This is a genomic window from Kitasatospora sp. NPDC058492, assembly GCF_042720685.1.
GTDB lineage: Bacteria > Actinomycetota > Actinomycetes > Streptomycetales > Streptomycetaceae > Kitasatospora.
This window is the reverse complement of the sequence record NZ_JBHXMU010000060.1, coordinates 1-14,394: the sequence shown is the minus strand read 5'-3', so window position 1 is coordinate 14,394 and position 14,394 is coordinate 1. Positions and strand designations below refer to the sequence as shown.

Genomic DNA, 14,394 nt, shown 5'->3' with positions numbered 1-14,394 from the left:
GCTCGGTCAAGGCCGCCCGGCGCGACGCCGCCCGCCCGCCGCTGCTGCGCACCACCGACCGGCTGGTGCTGCCCTCGCACCCGGCCCTGCACATCCCCGACACCAAGGTGGTCCTGTCCACCGCGTCGGTGTACCCGGCGGGCACCGCCGTCGCCTTCGAGCTGGCCGCCAAGCTCGGCTACGACGGGGTCGAGGTGATGGTCTGGAACGACCCGGTCAGCCAGGACATCGACGCCCTGCGCCGCCTCTCCGACGCCCACCAGCTGCCGATCCTGGCCGTGCACGCGCCCTGCCTGCTGATCACCCAGCGGGTGTGGACCACCGACCCGTGGACCAAGCTGGTCCGGGCCCGGGCGGCGGCCGAGAAGCTCGGCGCGAGCGCCGTCGTGGTCCATCCGCCGTTCCGCTGGCAGCGCCAGTACGCCCGGGACTTCGTGACGGGCATCAACCGGATGGCGGGCGAGACCGACGTCCGCTTCGCGGTGGAGAACATGTACCCGTGGCGCTACCGCGACCGCGAGGTGCTGGCCTACGCGCCGGGCTGGGACGTCACCGACGAGGAGTACCGGCACTTCACCATCGACCTCTCGCACGTCGCCACCTCCCGGATCGACGCGTTCGCCATGGTCGAGCGGATGGGCGACCGGCTCGCCCACATCCACCTCGCCGACGGCAGCGGCTCCGGCAAGGACGAACACCTGATCCCGGGCCGCGGCAAGCAGCCCTGTGCCGAACTGCTGGAGCACCTGGCCCGTACCGGTTTCGACGGCCACGTGGTGCTGGAGGTCAACACCCGCCGCTCCGCGTCCCCCGCCGAACGCGAGGCCGACCTGGCCGAGGCGCTCGCCTTCACCCGCTTGCACCTGGCCACCCCCTCGCGCGTACGCTGAGGAGCCGCGCCCGGCTGGGTGCGAACTTCCTTGGGTAGGGGGAGAGATGACGGATCAACAGGGCTTCCGGGAGATCGCCGAGAGCTTCGGCGGGGTTGCCGCCGAGTACGACCGGGGCCGCCCCGGCTACCCGGACGGGCTGTTCGAGGCGCTGGAGCGGTTGTCCGGCCGCAGCCTCAAGGGCGCCCGGGTGCTGGACATCGGCGCCGGCACCGGCATCGCCACCCGGCTGCTGGCCGCGCGCGGCGCCGACGTCGTCGCGGTGGAGCCCAACGCGGGCATGGCCGCCCAGTTCCTGGCCTCCTCGCCGGGCCTGCCGCTGGTCAGGGCCGGCGGTGACGAACTGCCGTTCCACGACGACTCCGCGGACCTGATCAGCTACGCCCAGTCCTTCCACTGGACCCGCACCGAACGGGCCATCCCCGAGGCGATCCGGGTGCTGCGGCCCGGTGGCGCCCTCGCCGTCTGGTGGAACGTGCACGACGAGACCGTGCCCTGGGTCCGGGCCCGGGTGGAGCGGCTGAGCGCCGCGCTGCCCAACTACCACGGCTACGGCCGGGTCGCCGAGTTCACCGCCCTCCTCGCCCCGGCCGGGCTGACGGTCGAACGCGCGGTGCTGCGCTGGGAGCGGCGGGCCACCGTCGACCACGTGCTCGACGACCTGGTCTCCCGCTCGTTCATGGCCGCGCTGTCCCCCGCCGAGCGCGAACCGGTGCTGGCCGTCGAGCGGCATGCGATGATCGCCGAGTTCCCCGACGGCTGGGTGGTCGAGCCCTACGTCCTGGAGCTGGCGGTGGGCATCACCCCGGTCTGACCTGCACCTTGCCCGACCCACACCCCGCCTGACCCGCACCCCGCCCGGAACACGCCGCGCCCGGACGGCCCGCCCGCGTGCCCGCATCGCGGACGGACCGTCCGCCGCCTGGACGGCGGGCGTAGGCTCGGTAGCCACAGCGGCCCCCGCATCCTCCTACCGGCGGGGCGCCGGCGAGAGCCCCGAAGGAGTGGAGCACAGTGCCCGAGCTGAGGTCCCGTACGGTCACCCACGGTCGCAACATGGCAGGCGCCCGGGCGCTTCTCCGGGCCGCCGGCGTAGCCCGCGAGGACTTCGGCAAGCCGATCATCGCGGTCGCCAACTCCTTCACCGAGTTCGTCCCGGGCCACACCCACCTCCAGCCGGTCGGCCGGATCGTCTCCGAGGCGATCAAGCAGGCGGGCGGCATCCCGCGCGAGTTCAACACCATCGCCGTGGACGACGGCATCGCGATGGGCCACGGCGGCATGCTCTACTCGCTGCCCTCGCGCGACCTGATCGCCGACTCGGTCGAGTACATGGTCAACGCGCACTGCGCCGACGCGCTGATCTGCATCTCCAACTGCGACAAGATCACCCCGGGCATGCTGATGGCCGCGCTGCGCCTGAACATCCCGACCGTCTTCGTCTCCGGCGGCCCGATGGAGGCCGGCAAGGCCACCCTCGTCGACGGCACCGTGCGCAGGCTCGACCTGATCGACGCGATCTCCCAGGCGGCCAACGAGAACGTCTCCGACGAGGACATCGCGATCATCGAGGAGAACGCCTGCCCCACCTGCGGCTCGTGCTCCGGCATGTTCACCGCCAACTCGATGAACTGCCTCACCGAGGCCATCGGCCTCTCACTGCCCGGCAACGGCTCCGTCCTCGCCACCCACACCGCCCGCAAGGCCCTGTACGAGCGGGCCGGGCGGGCGGTCGTCGAGATCGCCGACCGCCACTACGGCCAGGACGACGCCTCGGTGCTGCCCCGCGCGATCGCCACCCGCGCCGCCTTCGAGAACGCGATGGCCCTGGACATCGCCATGGGCGGCTCGACCAACACCATCCTGCACCTGCTCGCCGCCGCCCAGGAGGCCGAGCTGGACTTCGACCTGCGGGCCATCGACGCCGTCTCCCGCCGGGTGCCCTGCCTGTCCAAGGTCGCGCCCAACGGCTCGTACTACATGGAGGACGTGCACCGGGCCGGCGGCGTCCCCGCCATCCTCGGCGAGCTGTACCGCGGCGGAATGCTCAACGAGGACGTCCACACCGTCCACTCCGACTCGCTCGCCGAGTGGCTCAAGACCTGGGACGTGCGCGGCGGTTCGCCCTCCGCCGAGGCCGTCGAACTGTGGCACGCCGCCCCCGGCTGCGTCCGCTCCGCCGAGGCCTTCTCGCAGTCCGAGCGCTGGGAGTCGCTGGACACCGACGCCGCCAAGGGCTGCATCCGCAGCGTCGAGCACGCCTACTCGGTCGAGGGCGGCCTCGCCGTCCTGCACGGCAACCTCGCCGAGGACGGCTGCATCGTGAAGACCGCCGGCGTCGACGAGTCGATCTGGACCTTCAGCGGCCCGGCCGTGGTCGTCGAGTCCCAGGACGACGCCGTCGAGGCGATCCTCGCCAAGCGGGTCAAGGAGGGCGACGTCGTCGTCATCCGCTACGAGGGCCCCAAGGGCGGCCCGGGCATGCAGGAGATGCTCTACCCGACGTCCTTCCTCAAGGGCCGCGGCCTCGGCAAGGCCTGCGCGCTGGTCACCGACGGCCGCTTCTCCGGCGGCACCTCCGGCCTGTCCATCGGCCACGCCTCCCCGGAGGCCGCCTCCGGCGGCACCATCGCCCTGGTCGAGGACGGCGACACCATCGCCATCGACATCCCCGGCCGGAGCATCTCCCTGGAGGTGCCCGACGAGGTCCTGGCCGAGCGCCGCCGCGCCCTGGAGGCCGCGGGCGGCTACCGCCCGAAGAACCGCGACCGCCAGGTCAGCCAGGCCCTGCGCGCCTACGCAGCGATGGCCACCTCCGCCGACAAGGGCGCCGTCCGCGACGTCACCAAGCTCGGCTGAGCCCCGCGGCACCGCAGCACCGCAGGAGCCGTCCCGCAGGCCGGGGCGGCTCCTCGCGCGTTGGGTGATAATCGACCCCGTGAGCGAGCAGCCCCCCACCCCCGCACCCAAGCCCGCCGGCGCCCCCGAGCCGGAGCCGATCCGCTGGTTCGGCACCAGCTGGGTGAACCGGGACAACGGCTACTGGCTGCGCCGCGTCGCCGTGTCGGCCGGTGCGCTGGTCACGACCGCCGTCGCCGTCCTGCTGCTGCGCTTCGGGGTCGAGGGCGTCGCCCTCTCCGACGGCGGCGGCTTCCTGAACGGGCTGCTGACGGCCGCGATCGCGGTCTGCTCGATGATGTGCGTCATGCGCACCTGGAAGGTCCTCACCGAGGGCAAGGACCAGCTGAGCGGCTGGATGGCCGAGGACAAGTCGCTCGGCGCGGTCTGGCTCATCGGCGGCGCCGGCAGCCTGGCCGCCTACTTCGCCCGCAGCCTGGTCGAGGCCCCCGGCGAGGCGGTCAGGCGCTCCTCGTACGAGCGGGCCGTCGCCCAGTACGAGAAGCGCCAGGCGGGCCGCAGCGGCCGGCCCGGCACCAAGGCGCCGGGCCGGGGCAAGCGCCGGGGCTGAGCCTCAGAGGCGGCTGGCCGCGCCGCACTCGTCGCGGGTCGACAGGTCCTTGCGGCGGTCGTACGGGTCGGTCGTGGGGCCGGTCGGACGGCTGCCCGGGGCGTCCGGCGACTGCGCCGCGAACTGGTCGAACTCCGGGTGGTAGTAGCCGTCGTAGACGTCGCAGGACGAGTTGGCGGACTCCGACCCGCCGCCCTCGCCGAACACGAGCTTCTTCGGGTTGACCCGGTAGCGGGCCGGGTCGTAGAAGCGGAAGTTCTCGACCCGGCGCACGATCGTGCGCGTGGTCCAGGTGTCCCCGGCCACGTCGGCCGTCGGCACCAGCAGACCCACCGGCTTGGCCGTGCCGTCCTTCGGCGCGGCCGGCTTCGTCGGCGGCTGCCCGCCCGTCGGCGGCTGGGGTGACGCGGCGCGCTTGGCGGCGTCCGGGCCGGGGCGCATCGCGTACACGTAGCTGAAGTCGGCGTGGACGAGGAGGCCCTTGTCCCCGTCGCCCTCGAAGGTGATCCGGCCCTGCACCTTGACCGTGTCGCCCACCTGGACGGCCTCGCGCTGGTCGAAGCGGCTGAACCAGGTGGTCGGGTCGGTGTCCTTGGCGGGGTTGGCCAGCGCGTTGATCGCGCGGTCCCGGTCCTCCCGGTCCAGCAGCGCCAGGGCGGCTTCCGGCCGGCCGCCCGCGATCACCTGCGGGTCCAGGTTGGCGGCGGTCAGGTAGTCCTTGACCAACTGCAGCTGGGCGCCGACCTGTTCGGCGGAGAACACGCCGGTGGCCCGGGCGTCGGGCAGGACGAAGGCCTCCGCGCCGTTCGGCCAGCCCTCGGCGACGGAACCGGCCCACGGGTGGTCCACGGTCGGCTGCTGCTCGTCGACCTTCGGCGGCGCGGCGGTCGGCTGGGCCGTCTCCGGGGCGACGGTGGGCACGGGGGTGTGGGCGTTCGAGGAGCCCCCGCCGTAGTGGTCGGAGTACCAGCTGCGCAGCCCGTCGAGGTTCAGGGCCGCGAGCAGCACCGCGATGGTCAGCACGACGTACAGCGGCGCGCGCCAGTCCAGCCGGCGGCGGCGCGGGCGCGGGTTGCCCCAGGGGTCGGTCACCGGGGGCTTCGGCGTGCGGCCGAACCGGCGGCCGGCCTTGGCCGGGCCGTCGTTGACCGAGCGGCGGCCGCCCGGGTCGACCGGCGGGGTGTGCTTCCATCGGGCGGCCAGCATCCGGGTGCGCCCGGACTGCTCGGTGACGGCGGCCCCCTTGACGAACTCCTCGTCCAGGACGAGGTCGGCGAACGGGTCCTTCCCGCCCGCTCCGGACGGGTCGGACCCGCCCGGCTCACGGCCCTCGGCGGGGCGCGGTTGTGGATCTTCGGCTATCGGCATCGCGCCAGTATGCCGACGGGGTGTGACGATTCGTCGATCGGGGGCACACCTTGTGGTGAACTCGTGCGCGGGCGCGGCGATCCGTCCCGGCCTGTGCCGTTCCGGCCGGGTCCGGGCGAGTCCGGGCCGCCCTGTGGGGGCGTCAGTCCTTGGTGCGGGCCTGCTTCACCGACCCCACGATCCCGGCGACGGCCAGCAGGATGCCGGCCGGCAGCAGCGCCAGGAAGAACGCGCCGAACAGGCCCGCGTCCCCGAGCAGCAGCTGCGCCAGCATGTCCAGCACCAGCAGCCCGCCGGCCGCCGGGAGGGCCGACTGCCACGGGTGGTCGTTCGCCCAGCGGCGCAGCCGCCGTTCGGAGGTGTCGCGGCGCAGCTGCCCGCCGACGGTGCCGACCAGGAAGAAGAAGAACAGGGCCCAGCCGGCCGGCCCGGCCAGCATGCCCAGTGACCAGTGCCCGGAGATCGCGTCGATCCCCAGGGCGGTCGCACCCACCACCGCACCGACCCCCGCGGCCGTCCGCCACGGTCCCACGGTCGCCGAGGCGACGGCGAGTTGCCGGTTCTCACGTCGGGACATTTCGTCGTGTGCCATGACTCCACGGTGCTCCCGCGCGGCGCCGGAGGCCATAGGGGAAACCCCCGAGATTCTCCCTAGGGACGAGGTCGGGCAATTCGTCGCCGACCACGGGCTGGACGGTCCCGGCGGGTGCCCCCGCGCGGTGCGAGGATGGCCGCAGTACCGAGGTAAGGAGCGGCCATGGGCGCCAGCGCAGCACACGGACAGAAGATCGCCTTCCTGGGCACGGGCAAGATCGGCGAGGCCCTGCTCTCCGGCCTGCTGCGGGCCGGCAAGGACCCGGCGGACGTCCTGGTGACCGCCCGCCGCCCCGAGCGCGCCGCCGAACTCGCCGCCCGCTACGGCGTGGTGGCCGCCTCCAACGCCGAGGCCGCCAAGCTCGCCGACACCCTGATCCTCGCCGTCAAGCCGCAGGACATGGGCACCCTGCTGGAGGAGCTGGCCCCGCACGTCGGCGCGGACCGGCTGGTGATCTCGGCCGCGGCCGGCATCCCCACCGCCTGGTTCGAGGAGCGGCTGGCGGCCGGCACCCCGGTGGTCCGGGTGATGCCCAACACGCCGGTCCTGGTGGACGAGGGGATGAGCGTCATCTCCGGCGGCTCGCACGCCACCGAGGAGCACCTGGAGCGGGCCGAGGAGATCTTCAGCTCGGTCGGCAAGGCGCTGCGGCTGCCCGAGGCCCAGCAGGACGCGGCCACCGCGCTCTCCGGCTCCGGCCCGGCCTACTTCTACTTCCTGGTCGAGGCGATGACCGACGCCGGCATCCTGCTCGGCCTGCCCCGGCAGGTGGCGCACGACCTGATCGTGCAGTCCGCGATCGGCGCCTCGGTGATGCTGCGCGACTCCGGCGAGCACCCGGTGAAGCTGCGCGAGGCCGTCACCTCCCCGGCCGGCACCACGATCGCGGCCATCCGCGAGCTGGAGAACCACGGGGTGCGGGCCGCGCTGCTGGGCGCCCTGGAGGCGGCCCGGGACCGCTCCCGGGAGCTCGCCTCCGGGGGCAAGTAGCCGACTGGGTAGGCTCGACGGCATGGCCTACGACCTGGTGATCTTCGACAACGACGGTGTCCTGGTGGACAGCGAGCCGCTCTCCAACCGGGTGCTGGCCGCGTACCTGACCGAACTCGGCTACCCGACCACGGTCGAGGACTCCTACCGGGACTTCATGGGCTGCGCCGCCCACCGCATCCACGACGTGATCGCCGAGCGGTACGACGGCGCGACGCTGCCGGAGGGCTTCGACGAGCTGTTCCACGGCCGGGTCTTCGACGCGTTCGGCACCGAGCTGACGGCCGTCCGGGGTGCGGAGCTGCTGCTGAAGGAACTGCGGCAGCGCTCCGTCCCCTACTGCCTGGCCTCCTCGGCGCACCACGTGTGGATCCGCACCGCGCTGGACGTCACCGGCCTGCGCGGGTACGTCGCCGAGGAGCGGATCTTCAGCGCCCAGGACGTCGGCGTGGGCAAGCCCGCGCCGGACCTCTTCCTGCACGCCGCCCGCACCCTCGGCGTCGACCCGGCCCGCTGCCTGGTCGTCGAGGACAGCCCCAACGGCGTGCTGGCGGCCCGGGCCGCGGGCATGGGCGTGTACGGCTACACCGCGCTCACCGACCCGGCGAAGCTGACCGCCGCCGGGGCCACCGGGCTGATCGCCGACCTCTCCGAGGTCACCGCCCTGCTCTGACCCGCCCTGCTCCGACCCGCCCCGCTCCGACCCGCCCCGCTCCGACCCGTTCCGCCCGGCTCTCCGCCCGGCCTGGTGCCCGACGGAGGAAAGTCCCTGCGCGACCCCTCCCGCAATCGCGGTCCACCGCCTACGCTCTCGCCAACATCGTCGTACCGGCCAGTAGCGAGGTCCGTCATGAGTGCCGCGTCACCCGCGATCCCGCCCGGCCTGCGCGCCGGGCGGGCCGCGCTCGCCGTCAGCTTCCTGCTCCAGGGCACCACCTTCGCGCTGCTGGTCACCTGCATTCCGGAGATCCAGCACCGGTACGGGCTGAGCGACGCGCTGCTGCCGCTGTTCCTGGCCGCGGTGCCGATCCTCGCCGGGGTCGGCTCGATCACCTCCGAGCAGCTGGTGAAGCGCACCGGCGCGCGGGCCGTGCTGCGGGTCGTCCAGCCGCTGGTCTGCCTCAGCCTCGCGGGCGCCGGCCTCGGCGACACGCTCTGGCAACTCGCCGTCGCGCTCGGGGCGTTCGGCCTGCTGGTGGGCGCGCTCGACGCGAGCATGAACATGCTGGGGGTGGGCCTGCAGCACCGCTACGGCCGCTCGATCATGATCGGCTTCCACGCCGCGTTCAGCCTCGGCGGCATCCTCGGGGCGGCCCTCGCCGGCCTCGGCTCGCACTACGACCTCGGCCTGCCAGTGCTGTTCGGCACGGCCGCGGCGGTGATCGCCCCGCTGGCCCTGCTGACCGGCACCCGATTCGCCGGACCGGCCGAACTCGGGGACGCCGTACGGGAGGCCGCCGAGGCCGCCGCGCGGTCCATCCCCTGGCGGCCGCTGCTGCCGCTGTGCCTGGCGATGGCGTTCGCGTACATCGCCGACGCCTCGGTCTCCAACTACAGCGTCAAGTACCTCACCGACGGCCTGGGCAGCGCCGCGGACGTCGCCAAGCTGTCCTACCTCGGCTACATGGTCGCGATGTTGCTGGGCCGCGCGCTGGGCGACCGCGCCGTGCAGCGCTGGGGCGCCGTCCCGGTGGTCCGGGCCGGTGCCGGGCTGGCCGCGCTCGGCTTCGCGCTGGCCGCCGCCGCGCCCACCGCCTGGGTGGGGATCGCCGGTTTCACCGTGCTCGGCTTCGGCATCTGCGCGATCATCCCGCAGGTGTTCGCGGCCGGGGGCCGGCTGTTCCCGGCCGACTCGGACGCCGCGGTGGCCCGGCTGAACCTCTTCAACTACGTGGGCTTCCTGATCGGTTCGCCGCTGGTCGGGACGATCGCCGACGCGAGTTCGTACCGCTGGGCGCTGCTCGCCCCGATGCTGCTGGTGCTCGCCGTCCTGCCGCTGGCCGAGCGCTTCGCCCCGGCCCCGGCGCTCGCCCCCGCCAGGGTGTGACGGGGGCGAGCTGGGGCGGGAAGGGAGGTCAGCCGATCACGGTGGCCAGCTCGGGCAGGCCGTTGGCCCACAGCTGGTCCTTGATGCCACCACCCGACTGGTAGTACTCGTAGTAGACGTACGGTGCCCAGTTCAGGGTGTACGGCCCGGTCCAGGTCGGGGCCGAGGTGATCTGGACGGTGACCGCGACGGTGCGGGTCTCGCCCGGGGCGATCGGCGCCCGGAAGTGGAAGTTCGCGTTGTTCCCGCTGACGGCGCAGTCGGTGGAGTCACCGGAGCACCCGGTGACCGTGAACGCGCCGGTCTGCTGGTTGGCCGGCCAGATCGGCTGGATGTACTCGTAGGCGAAGTAGATGTCGGTGGTCTCGGTGTTGGTGAGCGAGAGCGTCAGGGTCAGCTGGTCGCCCGGCGCCGCCGTCTTCTTGTCGACGGCGAACGAGCTGCCGCTGACCGCGGCGGAGGCCGGCTGGGCGGCAAAGAGCAGGCCAAGTCCCAGTAATGCAGCGAGAATTACCCCAAGGCGTTGCGCGCTGAATGGCTTCATGGCGGAGAGGATATGAAGTCGTGAAGGTTTTGTCTGTAGGGCCTCCGCGGGGGCCCTGAGCCCCGCCCCCGGCGCGCCCTGGACAAGGCCCGGCCACCCCCACCCGCTACGGTGGAGGCCATGCCCGACGCCGAGCGTGACACCCCCTGCGGCCTGCACCTCTTCTGGGACGAGGCCGTCACCGCCTACGACTTCGGCCCCGGCCACCCGATGGACCCGACCCGGCTGGCGCTCACCATGCGCCTGGTCGAGGCCCTCGGACTGGACGCCGGGCCCGGGGTGACGGTGCGGGCCGCACCGCCCGCCGGCGAGTCCACCCTGCGGCTGGTGCACACCCGGGAGTACGTCGAGGCGGTCAAATACGCCGCCGCCCACCCCGACGAGTCGGATCCCCGGCACGGGCTCGGCACCGACGACAACTGGGCTTTCCCCGCGATCCATTCGGCCTCCGCGCTGATCGCCGGTCAGTCCGTGGCCGCCGCCGAGGCGGTCTGGCGCGGGGAGACCCCGCACGCGGTGAACTTCGCCGGCGGGCTGCACCACGCGATGCCCGCCAAGGCCTCGGGCTTCTGCGTCTACAACGACCCGGCGCTGGCCGTCGCCCGGCTGCTCGAACTCGGCGCCGAGCGGGTCGCCTACGTCGACGTGGACGTCCACCACGGGGACGGCGTCCAGCAGGCCTTCTGGAACGACCCCAGGGTGCTCACGATCTCGCTCCACGAGCACCCCGCCACGCTCTTCCCGCAGACCGGCTGGCCCACCGAGACCGGCGGCCCGGACGCCCCCGGCTCCGCCGCCAACCTGCCGCTGCCGGCCGGCACCGGCGACGCCGGCTGGCTGCGCGCCTTCCACGCCGTGGTGCCCGAACTGCTCACCGCCTTCCGCCCGCAGGTCCTGGTCACCCAGCACGGTGCCGACACCCACCTGGAGGACCCGCTCGCCCACCTCGCCGTCACGCTGGACGCCCAGCGGATGATCGCCGAGGAACTGCACGACCTCGCCCACCAGCTCACCGGCGGCCGCTGGATCGCCACCGGCGGGGGCGGCTACGCCGTCGTGGACGTCGTCCCGCGCACCTGGACCCACCTGGTCGCCACCGCCGCCGGACGGCCCGTCGACCCGGCCACCGAGACCCCCGAGTCCTGGCGCGCCGAGGTCTACCGCCGCACCCGCCGGCCCGCCCCGCTGCGGATGACCGACGGCGCCCGACCGGTCTGGCGCGACTTCGACGCGGGTTACGATCCGGCCGACCGACTCGATCAGGCCATCCTCGCCAGCCGCCGCGCGGTGTTCCCCCACCTCGGACTCCTGGCCTGAGACCGGCCTCCCGGCCCAGGTGCGGGTGGGCCGTGCGTATGCCCGCTCCCGCGTTCCGCCGAGTGACTACGTACTGCAACAGTCCTATCTCTCACCGTACGAGGACCGCACCTCCCCTCTTCCCACTGGTACCACCCATAACTACTCTGGGGATACACGTGTGCCGGTGGAGTCACCGGAGGGGAAGCCGGTGCCTTGCACACGGGTGAAGGGTCGGGTGATGGTCATGAGTTCCGGCGAACGCCCCTTGCAGGAAGTCGTCTTCCTGACCGTGGCGGAGGTTGCCTCGGTCATGCGGGTGTCGAAGATGACGGTGTACCGGTTGGTGCACAGCGGAGAGCTGCCGGCCATCAGGGTCGGGCGGTCCTTCCGGGTGCCCCAGCAGGCGGTGCACGAGTACCTCAAGGAGTCCTACGTGAGGCTTGAGAGCGCGTAGTTCCGGGTGGGCGGGGGTGGGGCCGCAGCTGCGGATCCCACCCCCGTTCGCCGGGGATTCCCCGCGAGTTTCCCGGTCACCGGGAGCACGATTACGGCCCAGGGCCCGTGGACGGTAGGCTAGGCCGTCCGTCAGTCGTATGGACTCCGTCTCTCACGGGCGCGAGTCTCAGTGAGCGAGGGTTGTTCCGTGGGCTCTGTCATCAAGAAGCGTCGCAAGCGTATGGCCAAGAAGAAGCACCGCAAGCTTCTGAAGAGGACCAGGGTCCAGCGTCGCAACAAGAAGTAACGCCTGAGCCTGCGCTTCGGCCCCGCCCAGGCGGGGGTTATTCGCGGACTCGCGTACAACGGCGCAGGAAGAAGTAGTGCGCCCCGCCTTGGCGGGGTTCAGGCGTTCCACCGCCCGCCCAGGCCTCGGCCTGGGCGGGCGGTGTCGTTTCACGGCCCGGCAGGGCGGCGCGGTACGGTGCACGCAGGCCGCTCGGGCCGAGGGAATGGGGTGCACACCGTGGGCGTGGTCGTGCTCGTCACCGGCGTGGCACGCCATCTCGGTGCCCGCTTCGCCGCCGAGGTCCGCCGCCGTCCGGGCGTGGACCTGGTGGTCGGCGTGGACGTGCAGCCGCCCCGGCTGCCGGTCGAGGAGCCGGACGGACCGGCCGCCGAGTACCGCTTCCACCAGCTCGACCTGCGCCGCCCGGCGGTCTCCCGGGTGATCGCCGAGCACCGGGTCGACACCGTGGTCCACCTCAGCGTCAGCGCCACCGGCCTGGGCTCCACCAACCGCTCCGCGGTGAAGGAGTCCAACGTCATCGGCACCATGCAGCTGCTCGGCGCCTGCCAGAAGGCGCCCGGGGTGCGCCGGTTGGTGGTGAAGTCGACCACCGGCGTCTACGGCTCCGCGCCCCGCGACCCGGCGGTGTTCACCGAGCGCATCCAGCCGAAGAACCCGCCCGGCGGCGGCTTCGCCAAGGACGCGGCGGAGGTCGAGGGCTACGTCCGCGGCTTCGCCCGGCGCCGCCCGGACGTCGCGGTGACGGTCCTGCGCTTCGCCAACATCGTCGGCCCCGCCGCGGACACCCCGCTCAGCGAGTACTTCGCGCTGCCCGTGCTGCCGACCGTCCTCGGCTACGACCCCCGGCTGCAGTTCGTGCACGAGGACGACGCCGTCGCGGTGCTCTGCCGGGCCGCCGCCGAGGCCGAACCGGGCACCGTCAACACCGGGACCTTCAACGTGGCCGGGGAGGGCGTCCTGCTGCTCTCCCAGTGCGCCCGCCGGCTCGGCCGGCCGACCGTGCCGCTGCTGCTGCCCGCGGTCAGCTGGATGGCCGGGCTGGCCCGGCAGACCCGGCTGCTGGACGTCTCGCCGGAGCAGCTGCGGCTGCTCACCCACGGCCGGGTGGTGGACACCACGCGACTGCGCGAGACGCTCGGCTACCGCCCGGCGTTCACCACCCCGGAGGCCTTCGCCGACTTCGCCGCCGCGCAGGGGTCCGGCCTGCTGCCGCCCGAGCGGCTGGCCGCCGTCACCGACCGGCTGGCCGCCCTGCTCGGCCCGGTGCGGGCCCCGGCCGCCGGCGTCCCCACCGTCCGTACCGACCGCCCCCGCCGACCCAGGAGCTGAACCCGCGATGAGTGCCGCAGCCGAGAACGCGCCGGGCGAGGCCAGGGTCATCCCGATCGAGTCCGCCCCCAGCTGGACCTCGCCCGACGACCCCGGGCCCGCCGACCGGCCAGCCGACCGGCTCGCCGACGCCGTCGGCGGGGCGCTGTCCGGGCAGCTCGGTTCGGCGGCCACCCGGTTGTTCGGCAAGGGCTGGGAGGGCCGGGCCGCGGACGGGCTGGCCTTCCTGCGCCGCCGGATCACCGGCGACTACGAGGTGGACGAGTTCGGCTTCGACCGGGAGCTCACCGAGGAGGTGCTGCTCGCCCTGCTGCGCCCGTTGTCCGAGAAGTACTTCCGGATCGAGGTCCAGGGCGTCGAGAACATCCCGGCCGAGGGCGGCGCGCTGATCGTCGCCAACCACTCCGGGACGATCCCGCTGGACGCCCTGATGACCCAGGTCGCCATCCACGACCACCACCCGCACCACCGGCACCTGCGGATGCTCGCCGCCGACCTGGTGTTCGTGCTGCCGGGCGTCAACGAGCTGGCCCGCAAGGCCGGCCACACGCTGGCCTGCAACGAGGACGCCCAGGCGCTGCTGGAGCGCGGCGAGGTGGTCGGGGTCTGGCCGGAGGGCTTCAAGGGCATCGGCAAGCCGTTCGCCGAGCGGTACAAGCTCCAGCGCTTCGGGCGCGGCGGCTTCGTCTCCTCGGCGTTGCGCGCGAAGGTGCCGATCGTGCCGTGCTCGATCGTCGGCGCCGAGGAGACCTACCCGATGATCGGCAACGTGAAGACGCTGGCCCGGCTGCTGGGCCTGCCGTACGTGCCGATCACGCCGACCTTCCCGTGGCTGGGGCCGCTGGGCGTGCTGCCGCTGCCGACCAAGTGGACCATCCGGTTCGGGGAGCCGATCGCCACCGACGGGTACCCGGCGGAGGCGGCGGACGACCCGATGCTGGTCTTCGACCTGGCCGACGAGGTGCGCGAGACGATCCAGCACACGCTCTACAAGCTGCTGGTGCAGCGCCGGTCGGTGTTCTTCTAGTGTCTTGAGTCTGGAATTCGCTTCAGATATCCGGCGAGGCGTTCGAGGATCTCGTCGGCGGTCTTGGTCCAGACGTAGGGCTTCGGGTCGG

15 protein-coding genes are annotated in these 14,394 nt (G+C 73.1%); 12 read left to right on the top strand and 3 right to left on the bottom strand.

Annotated features, from left to right (window positions below; genetic code table 11):
* Positions 1–62: 62 nt before the first annotated feature.
* From ACFWPI_RS31095 to ACFWPI_RS31080, 4 genes are all read left to right on the top strand, one after another.
* On the top strand, positions 63–890 hold the full coding sequence (locus ACFWPI_RS31095; RefSeq protein WP_079136295.1) for a sugar phosphate isomerase/epimerase: 828 nt from the start codon (positions 63–65) through the stop codon (positions 888–890).
* Positions 891–936: 46 nt separating this feature from the next.
* Positions 937–1,704 carry a class I SAM-dependent methyltransferase gene (locus ACFWPI_RS31090; RefSeq protein ID WP_380375904.1) on the top strand — a complete coding sequence of 256 codons (768 nt, stop codon included), beginning with the start codon at positions 937–939 and terminating at the stop codon, positions 1,702–1,704.
* A gap of 200 nt (positions 1,705–1,904) precedes the next feature.
* Positions 1,905–3,749 (top strand): dihydroxy-acid dehydratase, encoded by a 1,845-nt coding sequence (gene ilvD, locus ACFWPI_RS31085; RefSeq protein WP_380375906.1) that lies wholly within the window; start codon positions 1,905–1,907, stop codon positions 3,747–3,749.
* A gap of 79 nt (positions 3,750–3,828) precedes the next feature.
* On the top strand, positions 3,829–4,359 hold the full coding sequence (locus ACFWPI_RS31080) for a hypothetical protein (protein ID WP_380375907.1): 531 nt from the start codon (positions 3,829–3,831) through the stop codon (positions 4,357–4,359).
* Between the two features lie 3 nt (positions 4,360–4,362).
* Here the strand turns inward: ACFWPI_RS31080 and ACFWPI_RS31075 are convergent, their stop codons facing one another.
* Both ACFWPI_RS31075 and ACFWPI_RS31070 read right to left on the bottom strand, forming a co-directional pair.
* Positions 4,363–5,727: a hypothetical protein gene (locus tag ACFWPI_RS31075; protein ID WP_380375909.1), complete on the bottom strand. Its 1,365-nt coding sequence runs from the start codon at positions 5,725–5,727 to the stop codon at positions 4,363–4,365.
* Positions 5,728–5,869: 142 nt separating this feature from the next.
* Positions 5,870–6,319 (bottom strand): hypothetical protein, encoded by a 450-nt coding sequence (locus tag ACFWPI_RS31070; RefSeq protein WP_159398487.1) that lies wholly within the window; start codon positions 6,317–6,319, stop codon positions 5,870–5,872.
* Positions 6,320–6,484: 165 nt separating this feature from the next.
* On the opposite strand from ACFWPI_RS31070, the gene proC reads away from it, so the two are divergent.
* The 3 genes from proC to ACFWPI_RS31055 all read left to right on the top strand — a co-directional run bounded on the left by proC (position 6,485) and on the right by ACFWPI_RS31055 (position 9,359).
* Positions 6,485–7,312 (top strand): pyrroline-5-carboxylate reductase, encoded by an 828-nt coding sequence (gene proC / locus ACFWPI_RS31065; RefSeq protein WP_063348845.1) that lies wholly within the window; start codon positions 6,485–6,487, stop codon positions 7,310–7,312.
* Between the two features lie 22 nt (positions 7,313–7,334).
* A complete protein-coding gene (locus tag ACFWPI_RS31060; protein WP_380375911.1) occupies positions 7,335–7,985 on the top strand; it encodes an HAD family hydrolase in 651 nt (216 codons plus the stop codon).
* A gap of 177 nt (positions 7,986–8,162) precedes the next feature.
* Positions 8,163–9,359, top strand: a complete 1,197-nt coding sequence (locus tag ACFWPI_RS31055) for an MFS transporter (protein ID WP_380375913.1) — start codon at positions 8,163–8,165, stop codon at positions 9,357–9,359.
* Between the two features lie 28 nt (positions 9,360–9,387).
* On the opposite strand, the gene ACFWPI_RS31050 is transcribed toward ACFWPI_RS31055, so the two are convergent.
* Complete coding sequence (locus ACFWPI_RS31050; protein WP_380375915.1) at positions 9,388–9,903, bottom strand: hypothetical protein; 516 nt, start codon at positions 9,901–9,903, stop codon at positions 9,388–9,390.
* 120 nt (positions 9,904–10,023) lie between these two features.
* Here ACFWPI_RS31050 and ACFWPI_RS31045 point away from each other — a divergent pair, with 120 nt between their 5' ends.
* The 5 genes from ACFWPI_RS31045 to ACFWPI_RS31025 all read left to right on the top strand — a co-directional run bounded on the left by ACFWPI_RS31045 (position 10,024) and on the right by ACFWPI_RS31025 (position 14,303).
* Positions 10,024–11,220, top strand: a complete 1,197-nt coding sequence (locus ACFWPI_RS31045; protein ID WP_380375916.1) for an acetoin utilization protein AcuC — start codon at positions 10,024–10,026, stop codon at positions 11,218–11,220.
* Positions 11,221–11,446: 226 nt separating this feature from the next.
* Entirely contained in the window at positions 11,447–11,656 is a 210-nt protein-coding gene (locus ACFWPI_RS31040; protein WP_063351305.1) for a helix-turn-helix domain-containing protein, read from the top strand.
* A 189-nt stretch (positions 11,657–11,845) separates the two neighbouring features.
* Complete coding sequence (locus ACFWPI_RS31035; RefSeq protein WP_003948845.1) at positions 11,846–11,944, top strand: 30S ribosomal protein bS22; 99 nt, start codon at positions 11,846–11,848, stop codon at positions 11,942–11,944.
* A gap of 219 nt (positions 11,945–12,163) precedes the next feature.
* Positions 12,164–13,276 (top strand): NAD-dependent epimerase/dehydratase family protein, encoded by a 1,113-nt coding sequence (locus ACFWPI_RS31030; protein WP_063351306.1) that lies wholly within the window; start codon positions 12,164–12,166, stop codon positions 13,274–13,276.
* Between the two features lie 7 nt (positions 13,277–13,283).
* On the top strand, positions 13,284–14,303 hold the full coding sequence (locus ACFWPI_RS31025; protein ID WP_063348850.1) for a lysophospholipid acyltransferase family protein: 1,020 nt from the start codon (positions 13,284–13,286) through the stop codon (positions 14,301–14,303).
* The last annotated feature ends 91 nt before the right edge of the window (positions 14,304–14,394 follow it).

Bases quoted from the DNA above. Each gene is read 5' to 3' on its own strand.
- ACFWPI_RS31090 (WP_380375904.1), top strand. From the start codon at position 937: ATGACGGATCAACAGGGCTTCCGGGAGATCGCCGAGAGCTTCGGCGGG.
- ACFWPI_RS31075 (WP_380375909.1), bottom strand. From the start codon at position 5,727: ATGCCGATAGCCGAAGATCCACAACCGCGCCCCGCCGAGGGCCGTGAG.
- ACFWPI_RS31070 (WP_159398487.1), bottom strand. From the start codon at position 6,319: ATGGCACACGACGAAATGTCCCGACGTGAGAACCGGCAACTCGCCGTC.
- proC (WP_063348845.1), top strand. From the start codon at position 6,485: ATGGGCGCCAGCGCAGCACACGGACAGAAGATCGCCTTCCTGGGCACG.
- ACFWPI_RS31060 (WP_380375911.1), top strand. From the start codon at position 7,335: ATGGCCTACGACCTGGTGATCTTCGACAACGACGGTGTCCTGGTGGAC.
- ACFWPI_RS31055 (WP_380375913.1), top strand. From the start codon at position 8,163: ATGAGTGCCGCGTCACCCGCGATCCCGCCCGGCCTGCGCGCCGGGCGG.
- ACFWPI_RS31050 (WP_380375915.1), bottom strand. From the start codon at position 9,903: ATGAAGCCATTCAGCGCGCAACGCCTTGGGGTAATTCTCGCTGCATTA.
- ACFWPI_RS31045 (WP_380375916.1), top strand. From the start codon at position 10,024: ATGCCCGACGCCGAGCGTGACACCCCCTGCGGCCTGCACCTCTTCTGG.
- ACFWPI_RS31040 (WP_063351305.1), top strand. From the start codon at position 11,447: ATGAGTTCCGGCGAACGCCCCTTGCAGGAAGTCGTCTTCCTGACCGTG.
- ACFWPI_RS31025 (WP_063348850.1), top strand. From the start codon at position 13,284: ATGAGTGCCGCAGCCGAGAACGCGCCGGGCGAGGCCAGGGTCATCCCG.